The organism is Klebsiella sp. Sb-30, from assembly GCF_057652795.1.
Map to the genome: position 1 here is coordinate 989,730 of NZ_CM172749.1, position 23,081 is coordinate 1,012,810.

Annotated in this window: 20 protein-coding genes, 3 tRNA genes and 1 riboswitch; of the genes, 12 read left to right on the forward strand and 11 right to left on the reverse strand. The window is 57.6% G+C overall.

All coding sequences use genetic code 11. The features are described 5' to 3' along the window. Nucleotides 1-15: 15 nt before the first annotated feature. Complete coding sequence (gene argA / locus AC236I_RS04760) at nt 16-1,347, reverse strand: amino-acid N-acetyltransferase (RefSeq protein ID WP_004867060.1); 1,332 nt, start codon at nt 1,345-1,347, stop codon at nt 16-18. Nucleotides 1,348-1,574: 227 nt separating this feature from the next. Here argA and amiC point away from each other — a divergent pair, with 227 nt between their 5' ends. From amiC to cobS, 6 genes are all read left to right on the forward strand, one after another. Next, on the forward strand, nt 1,575-2,828 hold the full coding sequence (amiC, locus tag AC236I_RS04765; RefSeq protein ID WP_004867059.1) for an N-acetylmuramoyl-L-alanine amidase AmiC: 1,254 nt from the start codon (nt 1,575-1,577) through the stop codon (nt 2,826-2,828). A gap of 14 nt (nt 2,829-2,842) precedes the next feature. Beyond that, on the forward strand, nt 2,843-3,928 hold the full coding sequence (cobD, locus tag AC236I_RS04770; protein WP_004867057.1) for a threonine-phosphate decarboxylase CobD: 1,086 nt from the start codon (nt 2,843-2,845) through the stop codon (nt 3,926-3,928). An 81-nt stretch (nt 3,929-4,009) separates the two neighbouring features. Beyond that, nucleotides 4,010-4,171, forward strand: a riboswitch (cobalamin riboswitch). Between the two features lie 157 nt (nt 4,172-4,328). Beyond that, nucleotides 4,329-5,288 carry an adenosylcobinamide-phosphate synthase CbiB gene (gene cbiB, locus AC236I_RS04775; protein ID WP_044349742.1) on the forward strand — a complete coding sequence of 320 codons (960 nt, stop codon included), beginning with the start codon at nt 4,329-4,331 and terminating at the stop codon, nt 5,286-5,288. Between the two features lie 97 nt (nt 5,289-5,385). Next, nucleotides 5,386-6,909 carry a cobyric acid synthase gene (locus tag AC236I_RS04780; protein ID WP_032718183.1) on the forward strand — a complete coding sequence of 508 codons (1,524 nt, stop codon included), beginning with the start codon at nt 5,386-5,388 and terminating at the stop codon, nt 6,907-6,909. Further along, a complete protein-coding gene (gene cobU / locus AC236I_RS04785; protein WP_004867051.1) occupies nt 6,903-7,448 on the forward strand; it encodes a bifunctional adenosylcobinamide kinase/adenosylcobinamide-phosphate guanylyltransferase in 546 nt (181 codons plus the stop codon). Before AC236I_RS04780 ends, cobU begins: the two co-directional genes overlap by 7 nt. Beyond that, nucleotides 7,445-8,188, forward strand: coding sequence for an adenosylcobinamide-GDP ribazoletransferase (gene cobS, locus AC236I_RS04790; RefSeq protein WP_004867049.1), 744 nt, complete (start codon nt 7,445-7,447; stop codon nt 8,186-8,188). Before cobU ends, cobS begins: the two co-directional genes overlap by 4 nt. A gap of 220 nt (nt 8,189-8,408) precedes the next feature. On the opposite strand, the gene AC236I_RS04795 is transcribed toward cobS, so the two are convergent. From AC236I_RS04795 to AC236I_RS04805, 3 genes are all read right to left on the reverse strand, one after another. Continuing rightward, a tRNA-Met gene (locus AC236I_RS04795) sits at nt 8,409-8,485 on the reverse strand. Nucleotides 8,486-8,531: 46 nt separating this feature from the next. Beyond that, nucleotides 8,532-8,608 (reverse strand) — tRNA-Met (locus AC236I_RS04800). 50 nt (nt 8,609-8,658) lie between these two features. Beyond that, nucleotides 8,659-8,735: transfer RNA gene (locus AC236I_RS04805), tRNA-Met, on the reverse strand. Nucleotides 8,736-8,950: 215 nt separating this feature from the next. On the opposite strand from AC236I_RS04805, the gene mltA reads away from it, so the two are divergent. Together mltA and tcdA are read left to right on the forward strand one after the other, a co-directional pair. Continuing rightward, nucleotides 8,951-10,048 carry a murein transglycosylase A gene (mltA, locus tag AC236I_RS04810; RefSeq protein ID WP_004867047.1) on the forward strand — a complete coding sequence of 366 codons (1,098 nt, stop codon included), beginning with the start codon at nt 8,951-8,953 and terminating at the stop codon, nt 10,046-10,048. A gap of 133 nt (nt 10,049-10,181) precedes the next feature. After that, entirely contained in the window at nt 10,182-11,000 is an 819-nt protein-coding gene (tcdA, locus tag AC236I_RS04815) for a tRNA cyclic N6-threonylcarbamoyladenosine(37) synthase TcdA (protein ID WP_004867045.1), read from the forward strand. Nucleotides 11,001-11,418: 418 nt separating this feature from the next. Here the strand turns inward: tcdA and csdE are convergent, their stop codons facing one another. Both csdE and csdA read right to left on the reverse strand, forming a co-directional pair. Beyond that, a complete protein-coding gene (csdE, locus tag AC236I_RS04820) occupies nt 11,419-11,850 on the reverse strand; it encodes a cysteine desulfurase sulfur acceptor subunit CsdE (RefSeq protein WP_004867043.1) in 432 nt (143 codons plus the stop codon). Beyond that, nucleotides 11,850-13,055: a cysteine desulfurase CsdA gene (csdA, locus tag AC236I_RS04825; RefSeq protein ID WP_487608704.1), complete on the reverse strand. Its 1,206-nt coding sequence runs from the start codon at nt 13,053-13,055 to the stop codon at nt 11,850-11,852. Before csdA ends, csdE begins: the two co-directional genes overlap by 1 nt. 443 nt (nt 13,056-13,498) lie before the next feature. Here csdA and gcvA point away from each other — a divergent pair, with 443 nt between their 5' ends. From gcvA to rlmM, 3 genes are read left to right on the forward strand one after another with little or no spacing between them, the layout of a single operon-like run. Then, on the forward strand, nt 13,499-14,416 hold the full coding sequence (gene gcvA / locus AC236I_RS04830; RefSeq protein WP_015585849.1) for a glycine cleavage system transcriptional regulator GcvA: 918 nt from the start codon (nt 13,499-13,501) through the stop codon (nt 14,414-14,416). A gap of 19 nt (nt 14,417-14,435) precedes the next feature. Beyond that, the gene (locus AC236I_RS04835; RefSeq protein WP_004867038.1) at nt 14,436-14,831 is read left to right on the forward strand and encodes a DUF423 domain-containing protein; all 396 of its coding nucleotides are present in this window, start codon (nt 14,436-14,438) and stop codon (nt 14,829-14,831) included. Continuing rightward, entirely contained in the window at nt 14,824-15,924 is a 1,101-nt protein-coding gene (rlmM, locus tag AC236I_RS04840; protein WP_004867036.1) for a 23S rRNA (cytidine(2498)-2'-O)-methyltransferase RlmM, read from the forward strand. Before AC236I_RS04835 ends, rlmM begins: the two co-directional genes overlap by 8 nt. Nucleotides 15,925-15,987: 63 nt before the next feature. Here rlmM and fucR read toward each other — a convergent pair whose 3' ends face one another. From fucR to fucP, 5 genes are all read right to left on the reverse strand, one after another. Then, complete coding sequence (gene fucR, locus AC236I_RS04845) at nt 15,988-16,704, reverse strand: L-fucose operon activator (RefSeq protein WP_004867034.1); 717 nt, start codon at nt 16,702-16,704, stop codon at nt 15,988-15,990. A 56-nt stretch (nt 16,705-16,760) separates the two neighbouring features. Beyond that, nucleotides 16,761-17,183 (reverse strand): L-fucose mutarotase, encoded by a 423-nt coding sequence (fucU, locus tag AC236I_RS04850; RefSeq protein ID WP_004867032.1) that lies wholly within the window; start codon nt 17,181-17,183, stop codon nt 16,761-16,763. Between the two features lies 1 nt (nt 17,184). Next, entirely contained in the window at nt 17,185-18,603 is a 1,419-nt protein-coding gene (gene fucK / locus AC236I_RS04855) for an L-fuculokinase (protein ID WP_004867030.1), read from the reverse strand. A 99-nt stretch (nt 18,604-18,702) separates the two neighbouring features. Next, on the reverse strand, nt 18,703-20,478 hold the full coding sequence (fucI, locus tag AC236I_RS04860; RefSeq protein WP_048023713.1) for an L-fucose isomerase: 1,776 nt from the start codon (nt 20,476-20,478) through the stop codon (nt 18,703-18,705). A gap of 30 nt (nt 20,479-20,508) precedes the next feature. Continuing rightward, nucleotides 20,509-21,819: an L-fucose:H+ symporter permease gene (fucP, locus tag AC236I_RS04865; RefSeq protein ID WP_004867025.1), complete on the reverse strand. Its 1,311-nt coding sequence runs from the start codon at nt 21,817-21,819 to the stop codon at nt 20,509-20,511. 602 nt (nt 21,820-22,421) lie between these two features. Here fucP and fucA point away from each other — a divergent pair. Next, a complete protein-coding gene (gene fucA, locus AC236I_RS04870) occupies nt 22,422-23,069 on the forward strand; it encodes an L-fuculose-phosphate aldolase (protein WP_004867024.1) in 648 nt (215 codons plus the stop codon). The last annotated feature ends 12 nt before the right edge of the window (nt 23,070-23,081 follow it).

Below are 23,081 nucleotides of genomic sequence, written 5' to 3' on the forward strand. Positions count from 1 at the left end.
TCCGCGGCGGTGACATCAGCCGAGATCGGCCATCATGACTTTGGAGCGACGCTGGTAGTTGTACATCTCTTTCTTACTTTCCGGCAGCAGATCGATATCGACCGGCGTAAAGCCGCGCTCCTGGAACCAGTGAATACTGCGGGTAGTAAGGACAAACAATTTGCTCAATCCCATCTGCTTCGCCTGGGTGGCAATGCGGTTCAGCAGCACTTCCCCGCGCGATGAGCTGCGATAGTCCGGATGCACCGCGACGCAGGCCATTTCGCCGATTTTCTCTTCCGGGAACGGATAGAGCGCAGCGCAGGCAATCGTGGTGTTATCGCGCTGAATAATCGTGAATTTATCGATTTCCATCTCCAGCTGTTCGCGGGAGCGGCGCACCAGAATGCCCTGTTGCTCCAGCGGGCTAATCAGCTCAAGAATACCGCCGATATCGTTAATGGTGGCGCGGCGAATCTGCTCGGCGCTTTCCATGACGATCTGGGTGCCGATACCGTCGCGTGAGAACAGCTCCTGCAGCAGCGCCCCGTCTTCCTGATAGCTGATCAGGTGACAACGCCGCACGCCGCTGCGGCAGGCCTTAACCGCACCGCGCAGAAAACGCACCGTGCCGGAGTTGTAATCCTCTTCCGCCTCCAGCTCTTCCACACGCGCCTGAGCTTCGTTGGGGAACAGTTCGGAAACAATCACTCCATCCTGGTTGTAAACCCCCTGCGACGAGCAGAAACCGATCATCTTTTCCGCCTTCAGCTTAACGGCCAGCTGGGTGGCAATTTCTTCCGAGGTCAGATTGAAGCTTTCGCCGGTGACGGAAACGGCAACCGGGCCCATCAGCACGATAGCGCCGTTATCCAGCTGGCGATGGATCGCCTCTTCATCAATACGGCGGATGCGCCCGCTATGGCAATAATCCACGCCGTCGTCGACGCCCAGCGGCTGAGCGATAATAAAGTTTCCGCTCACCACGTTGATATGGGCGCCCTGCAGCGGGGTATTATTCAGGCTCATTGACAGACGCGCGGTAATTTCCAGCTGCAGCATGCCCGCAGCCTGTTTCACCAGTTCGAGGGTTTTGGCGTCGGTGACGCGGGTCTGTTTATGGTAGACCGGTTCGTGGTGATGCTCTGCCAGATTGGCATCAATCTGCGGGCGTGCGCCATAGACCACCACCAGGCGGATGCCCAGGCTATGCAAAAGGCCAATGTCATTGACAATACTGGAGAAATTCTCATGCTCGATTGCTTCGCCGCCGAGCATGATGACAAACGTTTTTCCCCGATGAGCGTTAATATAGGGGACAGAATGGCGGAATCCTTCTACCAGTTCAGTGCGACGCTCCTTCACCATGACCCAACCCTCAATGCATGATTATTCGTAATTAGTGTATTTTTATTCTGTTTTGGCGTTAAACGCAAGTCTAAATTTGCGACGAAACTGATAAAAATCTGTGATCAAATGCGTACTGCCTAAGATTGTTTACCCTTTTATTGATGACAGGTTATGCAGCTTTCGTTAAAGTTTCCGGTCAATCTGTCTGTTTTGAGTACGAATACGTTTTATTGCTTGGGAGTGGCATGCCGGGATACAAGTCAGGATTAAGCCGCCGTCGTTTTTTACAGGGGGCGGGCGCAATGTGGTTAATGAGCGTCAGCCCGCTGGGTTTAGCGGCCGCCGCGCAGGTCGTCGCCGTACGCGTCTGGCCGTCGTCAACCTATACGCGCGTTACGGTAGAATCCAGTCATGTGCTGAAATATCGGCAGTTTGCGTTGAGCAATCCGGAACGGCTGGTGGTGGATCTGGAAGGCGTCAATCTTAACTCCGTGCTAAAAGGCATGGGGGCGAGTATTCGCGATGATGACCCTTATATTAAGTCCGCGCGCGTCGGCCAGTTTGATCCGCAAACCGTGCGCATGGTCTTTGAACTCAAACAGAACATCAAGCCGCAGCTCTTTGCCCTGGCACCGGTGGCCGGCTTTAAAGAACGTCTGGTGATGGATCTCTATCCTGCGACCGCCACCGATGTTCAGGATCCGCTGCTGGCGTTACTGGAAGATTACAACAAAGGCGATCTCGACCGTCAGGTCCCGCCGGCAGAAAGCGGGCCGAAGCCGGGTAAAGCCGGGCGCGACCGACCTATTGTGATCATGCTTGACCCGGGCCACGGCGGCGAAGACACCGGCGCGATCGGCAAATACCATACCCGTGAGAAAGATGTGGTGCTGCAGATTGCCCGTCGGCTACGGGCGCTGATCGAAAAAGAGGGCAACATGCGCGCCTACATGACCCGCAATGAAGATGTCTTCATTCCGCTGAAGGTTCGCGTGGCCAAAGCACAAAAGCAGCGCGCCGATCTGTTCGTTTCGATTCACGCCGATGCCTTTACCAGCCGACAGCCGCGAGGCTCATCGGTATTTGCCCTGTCGACCAAAGGGGCCACCAGTACCGCCGCGAAATTCCTCGCGCAGACCCAGAACGCCTCTGACCTGATCGGGGGGGTCAGCAAGAGCGGCGATCGCTATGTCGACCATACGATGTTCGATATGGTGCAGTCGCTGACCATCGCCGATAGCCTGAAGTTTGGTAAGGCGGTGCTGCAAAAAATGGGAAAAATCAATAATTTGCATAAAAACCAGGTCGAACAGGCGGGCTTCGCGGTGCTGAAAGCGCCGGATATTCCGTCGATCCTGGTGGAGACGGCGTTTATCAGTAACGTAGAAGAAGAGCGTAAGCTGAAAACGGCGACTTTCCAGCAGCAGGTGGCTGAGTCGATACTGGCGGGGATTAAAGCCTACTTCGCCGATGGCGCCACGCTGGCAAGGCGCGGATAATACGGGAGCGGGAGATGGCGCTACTGAAGAGCGTGCACGGCGGTAATACCCGAGAAGCCGCTGCGCTGCTGGGCATTGAGGCGCAGCAGCTGCGGGATTTCAGCGCCAATATTAATCCTCTTGGCATGCCCGAGAGCGTCAGACGGGCGCTTATCGATAATCTTGCCCTGGCGGAGCGCTACCCTGACGTTGAATACCAGCAGCTGCACCTTGCGCTGGCGGAGCACCACCGTATTCCCGCATCGTGGGTCCTGGCAGGCAATGGCGAAACCGAATCCATTTTTACGCTCGTTCACGGGCTGAAGCCGCGCACGGCGATGGTGGTGAAACCTGGTTTTGCAGAATATCGCCGCGCGCTGCAGACGGTCGATTGCACTCTCCTCGAGTTCGCGCTGCGTGAAGAGGATGGCTGGCAGTTGACCGACGCGATTCTCGATGTGCTGACGCCAGAGCTGGACTGTTTGTTCCTCTGTACGCCCAATAATCCGACCGGCCTGCTGCCGGCACGCCCGCTGCTTGACGCGATTGCCGCCCGCTGCCGGGACGCCGGCATCGCGCTTATTCTTGATGAAGCGTTTATTGATTTCATTCCTGACCAGCCGGGATTTATCCCCTTTCTACAGCATAATCCGCATATCTGGGTGCTCCGCTCACTCACCAAATTCTACGCCATTCCCGGCCTGCGTCTGGGCTATCTGGTTAACAGCGATGAACGGGCGGTAGCCCGCCTGCGCGAAAAACAAATGCCGTGGTCGATCAACGCGTTTGCCGCTCTGGCAGGGGAAATAGCGCTCAAGGATAGCGCCTATCAGCAGGCCACCTGGCGATGGCTGGCGCAGGAGGGAAGTCGATTTTATCAGGCTCTCCGTCAGCTTCCTGGCCTGACCGTGTATCCGGGGCGGGCGAACTATCTTTTTTTACGTTGCCATCTCCCGGAGCCCGATCTGCAGCAGGCGTTGCTGCAGCAGCATATCTTGATTCGCAGCTGCGCTAACTATCCGGGACTGGGAAACGGTTATTACCGCGTGGCGATTCGCAGCCCTGAGGAGAATCAACGGCTGCTTACGGCGCTCAGCGCCATCCTTTCCGCCCCCCTCTGACTGCAAGCGACCGGCTCATCCGTATGGCATAATAGCCCGCCTGTTGCTTCAGACACCCGGTCTGACGAGAGTCCGGATGCAGCAGCAGGGTAACCAACAGGTGCAAGGGAAGGGGGTGAAACGCCTCCGCAGCCCCCGCTGCTGTGATGCTGACAACCCCGTAAATACCACCGGCCGCGAATCCGGGAAGGGCGGGCGAGGATGACGCTAAGCCAGAAAACCTGCCTGTCGGTCATTACCAACAACTTCGGTGGGAAGTGGGTTGCTCAGATGCGTGCCGTCGCAAGACGGCGTCAGGCGCACCTTTACACCCCGACCACTCTGAACAGGAACAGGGTATGGCGGTACGACTCCATTCATCCATTGCCGCCCGCTGGCGGGCGGCAACGAGGCCCGGGCGATGACGTTACTTGCCTGGTGCGTGGCCTGGATGCTCGATTTTATCATCGGCGACCCGCCGCGCTGGCCGCATCCGGTGCGCTGGATCGGCAATCTCATCACCTTGACTCAACGTATCGTGCGCCGCTATTGCCATCGCGACCGCGCGCTGCGCATCGGCGGCGCGCTGATGTGGCTGACGGTGGTCGGTCTGACCTGGCTCCTCTCCTGGAGCGTACTGAAACTGGCGGCAAGTCTCCATCCCTGGCTAGGCTGGGGCGTTGAAGTGTGGATGATCTTTACGGTCCTGGCCGGCCGCTGCCTTGCGGATTCCGCCCGGGAAGTCGAACGCCCGCTGCGCGCGGGCGATGTGGCGCTAAGCCGGGAAAAGCTCTCATGGATTGTCGGGCGCGAGACCTCACAGCTCCAGCCTGAACAGATAAATCGCGCGGTGGTGGAGACGGTTGCAGAAAACACTGTCGATGGCATTATTGCGCCGCTGTTTTTCCTGCTGCTGGGCGGCGCGCCGCTGGCGATGGCCTATAAAGCGGTCAACACCCTCGACTCCATGGTGGGGTATAAACATGAAAAATATCGCGCTATTGGTATGGTCAGCGCCCGCCTTGACGATGTTGCGAACTGTATTCCCGCGCGTTTGAGCTGGCTGCTGTTCAGCCTCGCGGCGTGGTTATGTCGCTATGATGGCGCGGGCGCCCTGCGTATTGGCTGGCGCGATCGCTATCAACACAGCAGCCCCAACTGCGCGTGGTCGGAAGCCAGCGTCGCCGGCGCGTTAGGCGTCCGACTCGGCGGCCCGAATGACTATTTTGGCCAGCGGGTGGACAAACCCTGGATTGGCGACGCCGTACGCGATATTTCGGTCGAGGATATTCCCCGTGCCCTGCGTCTGATGTGGGTCGCCTCGACGCTGGCGCTGGTGATGTTTATGGCCGCGCGGTATCTATGGACAGGGATGGCCTGAAAAGAGATCCGCATGGCCTTCTGGCAGCGGGGCAGTAGCAGCATAAAACAGAGCAGGATGGGAGAATAATGCGAGAAAACGCGAACGAGGAGGCCTCATGACGCAGGCAATCATGTTGCAGGGAACGGCATCCGATGTAGGTAAAAGCGTGCTGGTGGCCGGTTTATGCCGCATTTTTTATCAGGATGGCCGGCGTACGGCGCCGTTTAAATCGCAGAATATGGCGCTTAATTCGGGGATCACGGCAGACGGTAAAGAGATGGGCCGGGCGCAGATCTTTCAGGCCGAAGCCGCCGGTATCGAACCCGACGTGCGGATGAATCCTGTCTTGCTGAAACCCACCAGCGACCTGAAAGCTCAGGTGGTGCTGATGGGCAAAGTGGCGACCGATATGGATGCGGTGAGCTACCACGAGTATAAACCGCGCCTGCGCGAACAGATCCTCTCGGTCTACCGCAGCCTGGCGCAGGAGTATGATGTGCTGGTGCTGGAAGGGGCCGGTAGCCCGGCGGAGATCAACCTGCGCGATCGCGATATCGTCAATATGGGGATGGCGGAGATGGCGCAGTGCCCGGTGATCCTGGTTGCCGATATCGACAGAGGGGGCGTCTTTGCCGCGATCTACGGGACGCTGGCGCTGCTTGAGGAGCAGGAGCGCGCCAGGGTGAAAGGGGTGATCATCAATAAATTCCGCGGCGACATCGCGCTACTCTATTCCGGAATCGAACAGATCGAAGCATTAACCGGCGTCCCCGTACTGGGAGTGCTGCCGTGGCTGGAGGTCGATCTGGAGGATGAAGATAGCGTGGCGCTGCAGAAAGGGAAGTATCTGAGCACCGCGAAGCGCGAGATCGACATCGCGGTCGTGCAGCTTCCCCATACCTCAAACTTCACCGATTTCAACGCGCTGGCGGCGCAGCCGGATGTCCGCGTGCGCTACGTGAGACGCCCGCAGGAGCTGGCGCAGGCCGATTTGGTTATCCTGCCCGGCAGTAAAAATACGCTGGGCGATCTGCAGTGGCTGCACGACTGTGGGATGGCGGCGGGTGTCTTGCAGGCGCATCAGCAGGGGATTCCGCTGCTGGGGATCTGCGGCGGCTATCAAATGCTGGGCGAGACAATTGTCGATGAGGTGGAATCCGGCCTCGGGACGCAGCCCGGCCTCGGTCTGCTCAATACCGTGACGCAGTTTGCCCGACATAAAACCACCACTCAGGTCGAGGCGACAATGGCGAACGCGCTGCCGGACTGGCTGGCCGGAGCGTCTGCTCTGCGGGTGCGAGGTTACGAAATTCATATGGGGAAAACGACTCTTAACGGGAGCTGTCGTCCGTTGATGCAGCTGGAGAAACAGGGTGAGCTGGTGGCGGATGGCGCAATGACGGATGACGGACTCGTATTCGGCACTTATCTGCACGGCCTGTTCGACAGCGATGATTTCACCCGCGCGCTGGTCAACGGCCTGCGTCGGCGCAAAGGGCTGGAGGCGCTGAATGCCACTCTTCACTATGCGCAATACAAATCGCAACAGTTCGATATCCTGGCCGACGCCATGCGCCAGCATATTGATATCGAAAAGATTTACCACATCATGCAGCAGCATCAGGAGCCATCATGCTGATTCTGGTTACCGGCGGCGCCCGCAGCGGGAAAAGCCGCCACGCCGAGGCGCTCATCGCCGATTCACCGCAGGTTTTGTATCTCGCGACCTCGCAGATCGTGGATGACGAAATGGCGCAGCGGATCCAGCACCACCGCGATAGCCGCCCGGCGCACTGGCGCACCGTCGAACGCTGGCACCATCTCGATGAGGTCATTACGCCGCGTAACGATCCGCAAGAAGCCGTGCTGCTGGAGTGTATGACGACCATGGTGACCAACATGTTGTTTGCTCAGGGGGGCGAGAGCTCCCCGGACGACTGGGATTATGCAGCAATGGAGCGGATCATAGACGAGGAGATCCACTCGCTGATTGCCGCGTGCCAGCGCTGCCCGGCAAAAGTGGTGTTGGTCACCAATGAAGTGGGGATGGGGATTGTCCCGGAAAACCGCCTTGCGCGGCATTTTCGCGATATTGCCGGCCGGGTTAACCAGCGCCTGGCTGCGGCAGCGGATGAGGTCTGGCTGGTGGTATCAGGTATTGGAGTCAAAATTAAATGATCAAATTATTCTGGGCTACGCTCTCTTTTCTCAGTCGCTTACCGGTGCCGGATCGCTGGTCGCAGGGGCTGGAGATCGATCGGTATGTCCGGGGAATCGTCACTTTCCCGCTGGTCGGGGCGCTGCTGGGAGGGTTGAGCGGGCTGGTATTTCTTGCCGTTCAATCCTGGTGTGGTCTTCCGCTTGCGGCGCTGTTTAGCATTTTAGCGCTGGCGCTGCTGACCGGTGGTTTTCACCTCGATGGCCTCGCCGATACCTGCGACGGCGTTTTTTCCGCCCGGCGTCGGGAACGGATGCTGGAGATTATGCGCGACAGCCGACTGGGGACCCACGGCGGGCTGGCGCTCATTTTTGTATTACTGGCAAAAGTGCTGGTTGTCAGCGAGCTGGCGCTGCGTGGAACGTCGGTGCTGGCCGCGCTGGCGGCCGCTTGTGCCGCCGGACGTGGCGTCGCCGTGCTGCTGATGTATCGCCATCGTTACGCCCGCGAAGAAGGTCTGGGTAACGTATTTATCGGCAAAGTAAGCGGGCGACAAACCTGCGTGACGCTAGGCGTAGCGGCAATTCTGGCCGCCATGCTGCTACCCGGCATGCACGGCGTGGCGGCGTTGGGGATCGCCGTGGTGGCCATTTTTGTTCTTGGGCAATTGCTGAAACGCACCCTGGGCGGGCAAACCGGCGACACGCTGGGGGCGGCGATTGAGCTGGGCGAGCTGATTTTCCTGCTGGCGCTGCTGTAAGTCCGGCTATTTGCCATGTTTAGCATCGTGCGCCATTTCCGCTCCGTAAGGGGAGGCGATGGCGCATCTGACATCATCGTGGTAAGAAAAGGTCAGTATTAACGTGACGGGTATCCATCGCGCCTGACTGGCGGCGGGGAAGAAGAGTAGAGAGTATTGCTGGCGTGACCGTGACCGGTACGTAGAAACAAAAAAACACCCGTCAGGGTGTTCATTGTGTTGGTTGCGGGGGCCGGATTTGAACCGACGACCTTCGGGTTATGAGCCCGACGAGCTACCAGGCTGCTCCACCCCGCGTCCGTCTTTACTCTTCATCGAGTAAATTATGCATCAGATTTTAAATTGGTTGCGGGGGCCGGATTTGAACCGACGACCTTCGGGTTATGAGCCCGACGAGCTACCAGGCTGCTCCACCCCGCGTCCGTCTTTACTCTTCCATCGAGTAAAGCTTACTGCTATCTGATTTTAATTGGTTGCGGGGGCCGGATTTGAACCGACGACCTTCGGGTTATGAGCCCGACGAGCTACCAGGCTGCTCCACCCCGCGTCCGTGGAAGCGCACTATACTCCGCTCGCGTTTTGATGCAACCCTTTTTCAGTAAAATCATCAAATTTGTAATAAATGGTGTATAAAGAACCACTTTCGGCTTGTTTTTTGAGCAAGATTGTATTTGTGGTGCTTTCGCGCATTTCAATAGCCCTGGGGGTTTGTTATCTTCCCTCATCACGAACCGCGACTAAGCAGCATAAAGAAGAGATACCATGAAAGGATGTTGGGCAAAGTATATAGCGACGGGAGCAATGCTGGCGATGCTCGCCGCCTGTTCCTCAAAACCGACCGATCGCGGTCAGCAGTATAATGAAGGGAAGTTTACCCAGCCGTTCTCTTTGGTTAACCAGCCTGATGCGGTCGGTTCGCCGATTAACGCCGGGGACTTCTCCGAGCAGGTCCGTCAGATTCGCAGCGCCTCACCGCGCCTTTATAATAGCCAGAGCAACGTCTATAACGCGCTGCAGGAGTGGCTGCGCGCCGGTGGCGATACCCGCACCCTGAGCCAGTTCGGCATTGATGCCTGGCAGATGCAGGGGGCCGATAGCTATGGCAACGTTCAGTTCACCGGTTACTACACTCCGGTGGTGCAGGCGCGCCATACTCGCCAGGGCGAATTCCAGTACCCGATTTATCGCATGCCGCCGAAGCGCGGTAAGCTGCCGTCCCGCGCCAGCATTTATGCCGGCGCCCTGAGCGACGACTATATTCTGGCCTACAGCAATTCGCTGATGGACAACTTTATTATGGACGTGCAGGGCAGCGGCTATATCGATTTTGGCGACGGCTCTCCGCTGAACTTCTTTAGCTATGCCGGGAAAAATGGCTGGTCGTATCGCAGCATTGGTAAGGTCCTGATCGATCGCGGTGAAGTGAAGAAAGAAGATATGTCGATGCAGGCGATCCGTGAATGGGGCGAGAAACATAGTGAAGCCGAAGTTCGCGAGCTGCTTGAACAGAACCCGTCGTTCGTCTTCTTTAAACCGCAGTCCTTTGCCCCGGTAAAAGGCGCCAGCGCGGTGCCACTGATTGGTCGCGCCTCGGTGGCTTCTGACCGCAGCATTATTCCGCCGGGAACGACCTTGCTGGCGGAAGTGCCTCTGCTGGATAATAACGGCAAGTTTAACGGGCAGTACGAGCTGCGTCTGATGGTTGCGCTGGATGTGGGTGGGGCGATTAAAGGCCAGCACTTCGATATCTACCAGGGGATCGGCGCAGATGCCGGTCACCGTGCCGGTTGGTATAACCACTATGGTCGCGTCTGGGTGCTGAAAAATGCCCCGGGCGCCGGCAACGTCTTTAGCGGTTAACGCGCTACCGTCTGATATTTTGTCGCCCGGACCGGCGCAACGCGCCGTCTCCGGGAGCGCCTGGCGGTCGCATTGATCTTTTATTCGCACGATGGGGCTTGCGCTGGCAGGCCCTGATGCATTCTGAGGTTTTATGTCTGTTGTAATCAGCGATGCCTGGCGTCAACGCTTTGGCGGCACGGCGCGTTTATATGGTGAAAAAGCGCTGCAATGTTTTGCCGACGCGCATGTTTGCGTGGTCGGTATCGGCGGCGTGGGCTCCTGGGCGGCGGAAGCGCTGGCAAGAACCGGGATTGGCGCGATTACCCTGATTGATATGGATGATGTCTGCGTCACTAACACTAACCGACAGGTTCATGCCCTGGGGGGCAACGTCGGGCTGGCGAAAGCCGAGGTGATGGCCGAGCGTATTCGTCTGATTAACCCCGAGTGTCGGGTGACGGTCGTGGACGATTTTGTCACGCCGGAAAACGTCGCGGAGTATCTCGGCGTCGGCTTCAGCTATGTGATCGATGCGATTGACAGCGTACGGCCCAAGGCGGCGTTAATCGCCTACTGTCGCCGTTATAAGGTGCCGCTGGTGACCACCGGCGGCGCGGGCGGGCAAATCGACCCGACGCAGATTCAGGTAGCCGATCTGGCGAAAACTATTCAGGATCCGCTGGCGGCAAAGCTGCGCGAGCGGTTGAAGAGTCAGTTCGGGGTGGTCAAGAACAGCAAAGGTAAGCTTGGCGTGGATTGCGTTTTTTCCACCGAAGCGCTGGTCTATCCGCAGGCCGACGGCAGCGTTTGCGCGATGAAGAGCACCGCCGATGGCCCGAAACGAATGGATTGCGCCTCCGGATTTGGCGCAGCGACGATGGTCACCGCGACCTTCGGTTTTGTCGCCGTGTCCCATGCGCTGAAGAAAATGCTGGCGAAGGCGGAGCGTGAGGCGGCTTCTGCCGGGTAACTCTCCCGGGCAGCGGGGTCAATCCTTGCCCGGGCGACGGTATGGCGCCGACTGTAGCCTGTAGCCCCGGTCAGCGCAGCGCCACCGGGGGGTGCAGGTCTTGAGCTGGGTTTCCCGGAGGTGGTGCAGCGCAGCTGTCCTGGCTTGCCGGTTGCTTCGAACTTGTAGCCCCGGTCAGCGCAGCGCCACCGGGGGTTGCAGGTCTTGAACTGGGTTTCCCGAAGGTGGTGCAGCGCAGCTGTCCTGGCTTGCCGGTTGCTTCGAACTTGTAGCCCCGGTCAGCGCAGCGCCACCGGGGGTTGCAGGTCTTGAACTGGGTTTCCCGAAGGTGGTGCAGCGCAGCTGTCCGGGCTTGCCGGTTGCATCGAACTTGTAGCCCCGGTCAGCGTAGCGCCACCGGGGGAGGTTAAAAGAGAAATTACCCCTCGCGGGCGGCGGCGAGCACCGCTGCGCTCAGCGCGCTCAGCCCCTGACTGCGCGAGGCGCTCAGCTGACCGCGTAGCCCCAGCTCATCAAACAGCGTCAGCGGATCCTGTGCCAGCAGCGCACTGGCGCTTTTCCCTTCAACGGCAGTCAACAGCACCGCCAGCATACCGCGCACAATCCGGCCTTCGCTATCGCCGAAGAAGTGCAGCTTACCGTCAGCATCAACGCTATAGCCCAGCCAGACGCGGTTTTCACAGCCGGCAATCTCCTTCGCCCGTTCTTTCAGGTCATCCGACAGCGCAGGCAGCTGCTTACCCAATAAAATCAGCTGGCGGTATTTATCTTCCCACTGGCTGAGCGGGATAAACGTCTGGCGTAAGGTCTCTGCGGTGATGCGGGTACCAAAAGGGTGAGAAGTCGTCATTAATCCACCAGTATTTCCAGGGCGCGGTCAACGGCATGAACCAGCGCGAAAACATCATCCTGAGTATTATAGGGGGCAAACGAGGCGCGCAAGGTACCGCTAACGCCCAGGGCCGCCAGCAGCGGTTGGGCGCAGTGCTGTCCGGCACGCAGCGCAATACCCGACTCCGCCAACAGGGTTACCATATCGCTGTGATGTACGCCGGCGAAGTCAAACGCCAGCAGGCTGGACTCCTGACAGCGGAAGGAGCGAAAGCCTGGCCGCTTCGCCAGCTCATCTTCCGCCAGCGTCGCCAGGCTACGGCTCCAGCTTTCGGCCTGGGCGATATCGGTCTCTTCCAGCCACTCCAGCGCCGCGCTCAGGCCAATGACGCCGGCAATGTTTGGCGTCCCGGCCTCCAGGCGATAGGGTACGGTCTGGGTTTTAAAACCTTCGAACGTGACTTCAGTAATCATTTTGCCGCCGCCGAGCCACGGCGACATGGCATCCAGCAGGGTGCTTTTGCCGTACAGCGCGCCAATTCCCGTGGGCCCGTACAGCTTATGGCCGGAAAACGCATAAAAATCGATATCCAGCCGCTGAACGTCGGCGGGAAAATGCACCGCCCCCTGAGCACCGTCAACCATCACCACCATTCCGGCGTCGTGTGCGTGGCGGATTGCCGTCGCCAGGTCCGGACAGCCGCCGGTCACGTTGGACATCTGGCCGATGGCCAGCAGCCGACTGCGCGGCGTAATAAGAGAAGGCAGGAGGGCGACGTCGGGCAGGCGATCGGCTCCGATGGGCAGCTTCACGATCCGGGCACCGGTTTGCTCTGCGACCATCAGCCAGGGAACCAGGTTGGCATGGTGCTCCGCTTCGCTGACGATGATTTCATCGCCGGGCCGCAGGCGCGGGCGAAGATAGCTCTGCGCCACCATATTGATGGCTTCGGTGGTGCCGCACGTCCAGACGATATCTTTCGCGGACGGGGCATTCAGCAGCGCCGCCACGCGCTCACGGGCATTTTCATAGCGTTCAGTCAGGCGCTGCGCGGCGGCAAACTGGCTACGATGAACGTTGCCCGCGCTAAGGCGGTAAAACTGGTCGCTGGCGTCGATCGTGGCGAGCGGCTTCAGCGCCGTCGCCGCGCTATCAAGGTAAACGCCGGCATCGGCCAGCGCAGGAAACTGGGCGCGAAAGTGAGCAGGATTGAATGCGTTCATGGAGTTCCTCGTTGCAATACGACGATCGTCGCGCAATTTAGTCATCAGGGCAAGGCTGGCGAAAGGAAGAGAGGAGGAGATTCTGGTCAGCGCGGCGGCAGACAGGCAAAAAAAAGCACCGCTTGTTGCGGTGCTACATTAAATCACTATGGACAGACAGGGTAAATGTACAGGAAGTGAAAAGGGTAGCTTAACTACCATGGTCTGCAAACACAGACCAATTGCAAACACAACAACACAACATCACAACCGTAAGCCAAAAGCTTGTTGGAACACGCATTCCAAAAAAAGCTCTTCGTTCCGGCTCAGGAAGTGCCGCCACTATAGGTATTTGCTGGTAGAACCTCAACGGACAAATTATAATGGCTCAGATAAAAAAAACTAATAGGTTAACTGTTGTTTCCTGTTTGTTAAAACGCCTTAACATCTAAGCCAGAATAACCATGTCAAAGCGATTACCGCCCCTGAATGCATTACGTGTTTTTGATGCAGCCGCACGTCATTTAAGCTTCACTCGCGCAGCAGATGAGCTTTTTGTGACGCAGGCCGCAGTAAGTCACCAAATCAAGTCACTAGAGGATTTTCTAGGGCTGAAGCTGTTTCGCCGCCGCAATCGATCGCTGCTGCTGACGGAAGAAGGCCAGAGCTATTTTCAGGATATTAAAGAGATTTTTTCGCAGCTGACCGAGGCGACGCGTAAACTGCAGGCGCGAAGCGCGAAAGGGGCCTTAACGGTGAGTTTATTGCCCAGTTTTGCGATCCAGTGGCTGGTGCCGCGACTCTCAAGCTTTAACTCAGCTTATCCGGGGATTGATGTCAGAATCCAGGCCGTGGACCGTCAGGAAGACAAACTGGCGGATGACGTCGACGTGGCGATTTTCTATGGCCGCGGCAACTGGCCAGGTCTGCGCGTCGAAAAATTGTACGCCGAATATCTGCTGCCCGTCTGTTCACCGGCGCTGCTGACCGGTGACAAAGCATTGAAAACACCTGCGGATCTGGCGCAACATACGCTGTTGCACGATGCTTCCCGCCGCGACTGGCAAACTTATACCCGTCAGCTTGGTCTAAGCCATATTAATGTGCAGCAGGGGCCTATTTTCAGCCACAGCGCGATGGTGCTGCAGGCGGCTATTCACGGGCAAGGGGTCGCACTGGCCAATAATGTGATGTCCCAGTCCGAAATCGAGGCCGGCCGGTTGGTCTGCCCGTTTAATGACGTTCTGGTCAGTAAGAATGCGTTTTATCTCGTTTGTCATGACAGTCAGGCTGAACTGGGTAAAATAGCCGCCTTCCGACAATGGATACTGGCGAAAGCGGCGAGCGAACAAGAAAAATTTCGTTTTCGTTACGAACAATAAATGATTGTAGGGTAAAAACATGACCAGCCGATTTATGCTGATATTTGCCGCGATAAGCGGTTTCGTCTTTGTTGCTCTGGGCGCCTTTGGCGCGCACGTTTTAAGCCGGACGTTAGGCGCGGCGGAAATGGCCTGGATTCATACCGGGCTTGAATACCAGGCCTTCCATACGCTGGCTATTTTTGGTCTGGCGGTGGCGATGCAGCGCCGTATCAGTATCTGGTTCTACTGGAGCAGCGTCTTTATGGCGCTCGGTACCGTTTTGTTCAGCGGCAGTCTCTATTGCCTGGCGCTGTCGCATTTACGCCTGTGGGCGTTCGTAACGCCGGTAGGAGGCGTGAGCTTCCTCGCCGGTTGGGTTTTAATGTTAATTGGTGCAATTCGTCTGAAACGTAAGGGCGTTGTTCATGAATAAGGTTGTCCTCTATTGTCGCCCCGGGTTTGAGAAGGAGTGCGCAGCAGAAATTACCGATAAGGCCTCCCGCCTTGAGGTGTTTGGTTTTGCCCGAGTGAAAGAAGACTCTGGCTATGTCATTTTTGAATGCTATCAGATGGAAGATGGCGACAAACTGGTGCGTGAACTGCCGTTCAGCTCGCTGGTTTTCGCCCGTCAGATGTTTGTGGCCGGTGAACTGCTGCGCGACCTGCCGCCGGAAGATCGCATCACGCCGATTGTCGGGATGCTGCAGGGCGTGGTCGAGAAGGGCGGCGATCTGCGGGTGGAAGTGGCCGATACCAATGAAAGCAAAGAGCTGATGAAGTTCTGCCGTAAACTGACGGTTCCGCTGCGCGCTGCGCTGCGTGAAGCGGGCGTGCTCACCAACTATGAAACGCCGAAGCGCCCGGTAGTGCATGTGTTCTTTATTGCCCCCGGCTGCTGCTATACCGGTTACTCGTACACCACCAACAACTCGCCGTTCTATATGGGGATCCCGCGTCTGAAGTTCCCGTCTGATGCGCCGAGCCGTTCTACGCTGAAGCTGGAAGAGGCGTTTCACGTCTTTATCCCGGCAGATGAGTGGGACGAGCGTCTGGGCAACGGGATGTATGCGGTGGATCTGGGGGCCTGCCCCGGCGGCTGGACCTATCAACTGGTGAAGCGCAACATGTGGGTCTCCTCCGTGGATAACGGCCCGATGGCGCAGAGTCTGATGGATACCGGGCAGGTGACCTGGCTGCGTGAAGATGGCTTCAAGTATCGCCCAACGCGCAACAACATCTCGTGGATGGTGTGCGATATGGTGGAGAAACCGGCGAAAGTGGCGGCGCTGATGGCGCAATGGCTGGTGAACGGCTGGTGCCGGGAAACCATCTTTAACCTTAAGCTGCCGATGAAAAAGCGCTATGAAGAGCTGTCGCGCAACCTCGCCTATATCCAGGAGCAGCTGGATGAACACGGGATTAATGCCCAGATCCAGGCGCGCCAGCTGTATCACGATCGTGAAGAGGTGACCGTTCACGTCCGTCGCCTGTGGGCGGCCGTTGGCGGTCGTCGCGACGAACGCTAAGCCCGCGTCGCGTCCCGGATAACGGCTTCGTTATCCGGGCTCTCTTCTCTCTTGCCTCGCCGGCTATTTTGCCGCTATCTGCGCATCCGAAAGAATGTGTGTCACATCATCCAGGTGACCAATACTGGCCTCCCCCGAACGATTAAACTTACTTTTGTCGATCAGCAGTAGCGATTGCGCCGCGCGTTTGAGCAGCAGCGATTTAAAATCGGCGTTCACCGTATTTGAATCCCACAGCGCGCCGTGGCTATCGATGCCTTCGCAGGAAAAAATAAACAGATCGATCTCCAGCGATTTGAGCTGAGAGATCAGCGAAGGGCTGACGTAGCAGCCATATTTGCGCTGGAGCGTGCCGCCGGAACAGGTGAGCTGAATGTTTTCGCGTTTGCTCAGCTCCTGGCAAATCGGCTGGCTGTTGGTAAAGACGTGCAGGTTGATATCCGGCAGCTGGCGGGCCAGATACCAGCAGGTGGAGCTGGCGTCGAGGGCAATCACCATTCCTTCGTCAATCCAGGCCAGGGCGCCGCGGGCGATATCCGCTTTATGGGCATAGTGGCTTTTGAGGCGAATATGGAAAGGATCGCCGCTGTCCTGGCTTTCCCGATGAATGATTTTGACCCGACCGTGGTTACGCAGCACTTTTCCCCGCGATTGTAGCTCGCTCAGATCGCGACGAATCGTCTCTTTACTGACGTTGAGCTGTAGCGATAAGGCTTCCGTCGTCAGGCTGCTATGGTTGATCAGCAGGTCTATTATCGCTTGCTGGCGTGCCGCTTTCATGTTCTCACCCTGTCATTCGATGAGCGTCCGCATCAGGCGGACGCTCCGGCATGAGATTACGGCGTTACCCCTTTTTTTAAAAGAATATTCCCGTACTTAGCGCGTTCGCCTGTGATAACGATCGCAAAGGCTTTTTGCGCCCGCTCATAGAAGGCAAAGCGGTCGATACGGACGATATCCGGACAGGGACCCTGTGGTGAGAGCGCGTCGCGATAGCGCATTTCCACCTGCGGGTCGAGCGTATCGCCTTCGACTGCCGCCATCATGACCAGCGGCGGTGCATAGCTGTCGAGCTCAAACAGCGGAATGACCGCGCGTAAGAGATCGCTAACCTGCAGGCCATCGGCGCGCAGCACCTGAGGCCCGATGCTGTGGGCCGGGAAGTGCGCATCAGAAAAAATAATCTCATCCCCGTGGCCCATCTCGGCCAGGACCTTGAGGAGTTGAGGGGAAATGAGCGGAGAGATCGTTTTTAACATTTCATACTCCCTCTGACAGTTCGGGTTCGGTTTGCGGGTAGAAGTAGCGGTACTGATAGTGGACCTGTGAGCGGGCCTGCCCGGCGCTGGCAAACTCGCCGGCGCCTGACCAGGCGTACATCGCAGCCCCTGACACGGTGGTTTCGGCGTCATCCAGCACCTTAATCGGTATCTCGAGCATGTCGGCTTTGATTTGATTCCACAGCACGTTGCGACTGCCGCCGCCGACCAGCAGCAGTTCTCTGGCCTTAAAGTGGCCGATATTTTCCAGGGTGCGCAGGTTATTTTTCAGCTGGCGGGTTAACCCCTCCAGCGCCGCGCGATAAAAATGGCCGCGGGTCGTATTGAGCGTGACGCCTTGCCAGCCCGCATTCTGGCAGGCCAGCAGATCGCACTGCATCTTCACGCCTTCTGCGCCGGCGGGAATCAGCCGCGCCTCATCAATCAGCGTTTGCCAGGGCGTCTGGGGCGTCCACAGCAGCTGACGAACCCACTCCAGCACCCCGGAGGCCAGCCACTGCATCCCGGGATTTGTCAGCCCGGCCCGGCTGTCCAGCTCGCAGGTTGAGCCGGGATACTGACTAAGCAAGGCGGTGTTGACCTCGCCAGTACGTACCATCAGGATTTCCCAGGTTCCGGAGGAGAGCACCGGTTCATCCTGCTGGGCACCGGCGCCAAACAGCGCAAACTGCGTGTCGTGACCGGCGGAGAACACCGGGAGGCCGGCGGGGAGTCCCAGCCGCGCGGCGGCATCGTAGCGGAGCGAACCTATCCTGTCTCCCGCTTCGACCAGCGTAGGGAACAGACGACGCGGTATCCCGGTAGCCTCCAGAATCTCGGGGCTGAAATCCCGCTGATGAATATCCAGCATCTGGCTGGTGCCTGCCATAGTGATATCGGTAGTGAAGGCCCCGGTTAAACGGTGATTGATCAACGAGGAGATAAACAGCCAGGCGTGCGCCTTTGCCAGTAGCTGCGGGTGATGTTCCTTCAGCCACACCAGTTTATACAGGGTATTGAAGCTGAATGCCCCGACGCCGGCGATCTCCTGCAGGCGCTGCGGGGCAATCAGCCGTCCGATGTTCTCCATCACCGCGAGCGTGCGCGGGCATTTCCAGCTGATCGTCGGGTAGAGCAGTGCGCCGTGCTCATCGACCAGCGCGCCGTCAACGCCGAAGGTGGTCACCGTGATGCCGCGAATCCGGCACGCGGCCAGTTCGGCCGAGAGGCGCTGACAGCAGTCGGCGAAGCGTTGCAGAATAGCCTCCAGCGACCACTGGTGCCACGCGGGGTTCTCCGCGGCGCGCTCGCTGGCGTTGGCGGTTGAGGCCCGGGCGACAATTTTCCCCTGACGGTCAACGGCAATAACCCGCACGTTAGTGGCGCCGCAGTCGAGGACGAGGATGACTTCATTTTTCATAATAACTCCATAAACGTCGCCGGATGGCGCTGCGCTTATCCGGCCTACGGCTGATGTGCCCGTAGGCCCGGTAAGCTTGCGCCACTGGGCAAAGCCGCATTAACGTTTATACAGCGGGCCGTAGTTCTGACAGGCGCGATAATCCTGGCCTTCCGTATCCATGCCGTGGGCGGCCCAGCTGGATGGCCGGTAGATTTTGCCCTCTTCCACGTTATGCATGCAGACCGGGATCCGCAGCATGGCCGCGAGGGTAATAAAGTCAGCGCCGACGTGGCCGATAGTCAGCACGCCATGGTTAGCCCCCCAGTTGGCCATCACCGAATAGACGTCGGCAAACGGGCCTTTGCCGGTGAGGCGCGGGGCAAACCAGGTGGTGGGCCACGTGGAGTTGGTGCGGGCATCCAGCTGGTCGTGCATCGCTTTTGGCAGCTCGACGCTCCAGCCTTCGGCAATTTGCAGCACCGGCCCCAGACCTTTGATGAGGTTGACGCGGGTCATGGTAAACGGCACGCCGCCTTCGGTCAGGAAGCGCGAAGAGTAGCCGCCGCCGCGGAAGTATTCATGAATCGCCGGACACCATTCGGTTGCCGCCAGGCAGGCATCCGCCTCTTTCTGCGAAATCTCCCAGTGCGGTTTCATCGTTGGTTTACCTTCTTCATCCCGCTGTTGGCAGGAGCCGTCCAGCGCGGCGGAGCCCGAGTTAATCAGGTGAATAATGCCATGTTCCGCCAGCCCGGTGAGCGGCTGACCGGTCACCCGCTCAACCGCATCCGGCGACCAGTAGGTGCGCACGTCGGCAAACACCTGCGCGGTACCGGTCAACTGGTGGCCCATCAGCATCGCTACCCCGTTGAGGCTGTCGTTCTCGGTGGCGACGACAAAAGGCTCACGCACGCCGTTCCAGTCGAAGGAGCTGTTGAGCAGCGCCTCGGCGGTGTCACCGTTCGGGTATTGATCGGTCCAGTGGCGCTGGCCCTGGAAGCCGGCGGCGATGGCGTTGTAGCCCAGCGACTCCTCGACCAGCCCTTTTTCTGCCAGTTTCTCGTTGCCCTGCATCATGTCGCGAATACACATCGCCATCAGCAGGCTCTCTTTCAGCACCGCGCGGCTCTGTTCTTCATCGCGCTTATAGTGCTGCGCGTTCTGGTCCTCGCCGTAGCGGAAGTTTTTGTCCGCCCAGGCCAGCGCCATTTCCAGCTCAACTTCATCATAGATTTTCTGGTCGATGCGGCGGCGCAGTTCGGTCATATCAACCGCCTGGACCTTCATCCCCAGCCAGGATTCAAAGAAGTTATGGTCGACGATGGAGCCAGCGATGCCCATCGAAACGCCCCCCACGGAGAGATAGCTTTTCCCTTTCATACTGGCAACGGCAAGCCCGGCGCGGGCAAAACGCAGCAGCTTTTCCTCAACGTCGGCAGGGATGGTGGTGTCGTCGGCATCCTGGACATCATGGCCGTAGATCGAGAACGCCGGGATCCCTTTCTGACTGTGGGCGGCCAGCGCGGCGGCCAGATAGACGGCGCCGGGGCGCTCCGTGCCGTTAAATCCCCAGATGGCCTTCGGGCGCAGCGGATCCATGTCGATGGTTTCGCTGCCGTAGCACCAGCAAGGGGTGACGGTGATCGTCACGCCGACGTTCTGGCGGCTGAACTTCTCCTCACAGGCGGCGGATTCCGCCATACCGGCGATGCAGGTGTCGGCAATCACGCACTCGATCTGCGCGCCGCAGGCATGACGGAGCTTCTCGCTAATCAGCGCGGCGGTGGCTTTTGCCATATTCATGGTCTGCGCTTCCAGCGACTCGCGTACACCCATCCGACGTCCGTCAATCACCGGGCGAATACCAATTTTTGGTAAGCTGATTCTTTTCATTACAGACTCCTCACGTTATTCGGAAAATGTTCAGTTCGTTGCCGCTTGTGAACGGAAACGGGCAAAAATAAAGATGATGGCAAAGCACAGGGCCGGAACCAGTTCAGCGGTGGGGATGTTGCCGGCGGCATCGCTGACAAAGCCCATCACCGGCGTGACGATCCCGCCGCCAATAATGGTCATGACGATAAACGACGATCCGTATTTGGTGTCCTGTCCCAGGTTCTTGATCCCCAACGAGAAAATGGTCGGGTACTGAATGGACATGAACGCGCTGCACAGCGTCAGAGCCAGCAGGCCGATATGCCCGCCGCTCAGGGCGGAGATCAGGCACAGCACCATCGACAGCAGGGCGTAGGCGGCAAGGACTTTATGCGGGGCAAAGCGGCTGATAAGCCAGGTCCCGCTAAAGCGGCCAATAAAGAAGCACACCATCGTGCCGGTCAGGTAGTTGGCGGCGAAACCTGGGGTCATGCCGGGAATCTCTTCAATGGCATAGCGGATCAGATAGCTCCAGCAGGCGGTTTGCGCGCCGACGTAGCAGAACTGCGCCAGGACCGCCCAGCGCCAGTGGCGAATGCGGGCGAGGCGGCTGAATGAGGCCACGAAGGAGCTGGGTTCGCTTTCATTGTGGTCGTCGCTTTGCAGCGCCGGAAATTTTGTCAGCATAATCAGCAGAGCGACCAGCAGCACCACGGCGACGATAATCATGTACGGGGTCTGGACCGACAAGACCAGGCTGTGTTTATAGGCGCTGAGCTGCTCGGGCGCCATTTTATCGAGCACCTCCGGCGATTGATGTGGCACATGAGACAAAATAAGACTTTGCCCAAATACAACGGCAATAATGGCGCCGAAAGAGTTAAAGGTTTGCGCCAGATTGAGACGGAAGTGGCCACCGCTTTCCGGGCCTAATACCGTGACGAAAGGGTTTGCTGCCGTTTCAAGACACCCGAGACCGGCGGCAATAATAAAAAGTCCGATGAGAAATAAAGTATAATTCATAATTTCTGCGGCGGGCCAGAATAACGCGGCGCCGAACGCATACAAAAACAACCCGGTAATTATTCCGGCTTTATAACTGAGTTTTTTCATCAATATTCCGGCGGGGATCGGAATGACAAAGTAACCAAAATAAAATGCCGACTGAATCAGACCCGCCTGGAAGTTAGTTAATGTAAAGGCCTGTTGAAACTGGGGTAGCAAAATATCATTGAGATTGTTGGCGACAGCCCAAAGAAAAAATAATGAGCACAGCAAGGCGAATGGAATAATGTAGCGCTGACGTTGACCGACATCCACCGCGCGAAAACTCTGCGTTTGTATTGTTGTATTTCCCATAGCATCCTCATCAGTTCAGAAGCGTGTTCAGCATTTCAGGCGTGCGGTTGGCATGACTCACCAGACCGTCAACCGGGTGAGTTCCTGTGCCGACGTCCTCGTTATTCTCAGCCCGCCGCAACAGCGTCTCTTGAATAATTAGGGGTGTGTGAATGAACTCATGAGGTCATTTTCAAATAAAAAAGGTCTTTTAATATGATAACGGTCACACTTCGCCCAATAACGGTGGTTTTATGTGATTGCTATCACTTTAATTTCTGTAAAACAATGACCGTTTGAGTGAAATTAATTTAAAAGCCACAGCGACGTTGCCCGATTTAATTTATTGTGGTGAAAACGGTCAGTTGTTAAATGACAAGTTAAATTGCCCGTTTAGAGCAAGAAAAATAATTACGGGCATTTTTCACGACGGAAAAAGATTGCGACCTGATTAAACCAGGGTAATTAATTGATGGCGGTCACAGAATACGCGAATGTAAATTCCCTTCTGATTATTCAATATGATGATAGCCAGTAAATATAAAACTGACTCAACACGGCCGGAAAGCAACGCGAAAGCGGTTCTGTTGGCCCGGGGTTGAATTGCTGAGAGAGGTAAATAAATGGAACGGAACAGACTGGCGCGGCAGATTATTGATACCTGCCTGGAAATGACCCGGCTGGGGCTGAATCAGGGCACCGCCGGGAACGTAAGCGTGCGTTATGACGGGGGAATGCTGATTACGCCGACGGGTATTCCTTATGAAAAACTTACTGAATCTCACATCGTGTGGATCGATGCCAACGGTCAGCACGAGCAGGGGAAACTGCCGTCGAGCGAGTGGCGTTTTCATATGGCCGCCTACCAGACCCGGCCCGATGCACAGGCCGTGGTGCATAATCACGCGGTGCACTGCACGGCGGTATCGATCCTCAATCGCCCGATCCCGGCGATCCACTACATGATTGCTGCTGCCGGGGGGAACTCCATTCCCTGTGCGCCATACGCCACCTTTGGGACCCGCGAGCTGTCAGAGTTTGTCGCCGTGGCGTTAAAAAACCGCAAAGCGACGCTGCTGCAGCACCATGGCCTGATTGCCTGCGAAGAGAATCTGGAAAAAGCGCTGTGGCTGGCGCATGAGGTCGAGGTTCTGGCGCAGCTCTATCTCAGTACCCTGGCGATCGTCGATCCTGTTCCGGTGCTGGACGACGAGGCCATTGCCATCGTACTGGAAAAATTCAAAACCTACGGGTTACGTATCGAAGAGTGATTCGCAAAGCGA

Coding starts and splice junctions, on each gene's coding strand:
- argA (WP_004867060.1), bottom strand. CDS start 1,347: ATGGTGAAGGAGCGTCGCACTGAACTGGTAGAAGGATTCCGCCATTCT.
- amiC (WP_004867059.1), top strand. CDS start 1,575: ATGCCGGGATACAAGTCAGGATTAAGCCGCCGTCGTTTTTTACAGGGG.
- cobD (WP_004867057.1), top strand. CDS start 2,843: ATGGCGCTACTGAAGAGCGTGCACGGCGGTAATACCCGAGAAGCCGCT.
- fucK (WP_004867030.1), bottom strand. CDS start 18,603: ATGAAAAATGAAGTCATCCTCGTCCTCGACTGCGGCGCCACTAACGTG.
- fucP (WP_004867025.1), bottom strand. CDS start 21,819: ATGGGAAATACAACAATACAAACGCAGAGTTTTCGCGCGGTGGATGTC.
- csdE (WP_004867043.1), bottom strand. CDS start 11,850: ATGACGACTTCTCACCCTTTTGGTACCCGCATCACCGCAGAGACCTTA.
- tcdA (WP_004867045.1), top strand. CDS start 10,182: ATGTCTGTTGTAATCAGCGATGCCTGGCGTCAACGCTTTGGCGGCACG.
- mltA (WP_004867047.1), top strand. CDS start 8,951: ATGAAAGGATGTTGGGCAAAGTATATAGCGACGGGAGCAATGCTGGCG.
- fucU (WP_004867032.1), bottom strand. CDS start 17,183: ATGTTAAAAACGATCTCTCCGCTCATTTCCCCTCAACTCCTCAAGGTC.
- cobU (WP_004867051.1), top strand. CDS start 6,903: ATGCTGATTCTGGTTACCGGCGGCGCCCGCAGCGGGAAAAGCCGCCAC.
- gcvA (WP_015585849.1), top strand. CDS start 13,499: ATGTCAAAGCGATTACCGCCCCTGAATGCATTACGTGTTTTTGATGCA.
- cobS (WP_004867049.1), top strand. CDS start 7,445: ATGATCAAATTATTCTGGGCTACGCTCTCTTTTCTCAGTCGCTTACCG.
- fucI (WP_048023713.1), bottom strand. CDS start 20,478: ATGAAAAGAATCAGCTTACCAAAAATTGGTATTCGCCCGGTGATTGAC.
- rlmM (WP_004867036.1), top strand. CDS start 14,824: ATGAATAAGGTTGTCCTCTATTGTCGCCCCGGGTTTGAGAAGGAGTGC.
- csdA (WP_487608704.1), bottom strand. CDS start 13,055: ATGAACGCATTCAATCCTGCTCACTTTCGCGCCCAGTTTCCTGCGCTG.
- AC236I_RS04835 (WP_004867038.1), top strand. CDS start 14,436: ATGACCAGCCGATTTATGCTGATATTTGCCGCGATAAGCGGTTTCGTC.
- cbiB (WP_044349742.1), top strand. CDS start 4,329: ATGACGTTACTTGCCTGGTGCGTGGCCTGGATGCTCGATTTTATCATC.
- AC236I_RS04780 (WP_032718183.1), top strand. CDS start 5,386: ATGACGCAGGCAATCATGTTGCAGGGAACGGCATCCGATGTAGGTAAA.
- fucR (WP_004867034.1), bottom strand. CDS start 16,704: ATGAAAGCGGCACGCCAGCAAGCGATAATAGACCTGCTGATCAACCAT.
- fucA (WP_004867024.1), top strand. CDS start 22,422: ATGGAACGGAACAGACTGGCGCGGCAGATTATTGATACCTGCCTGGAA.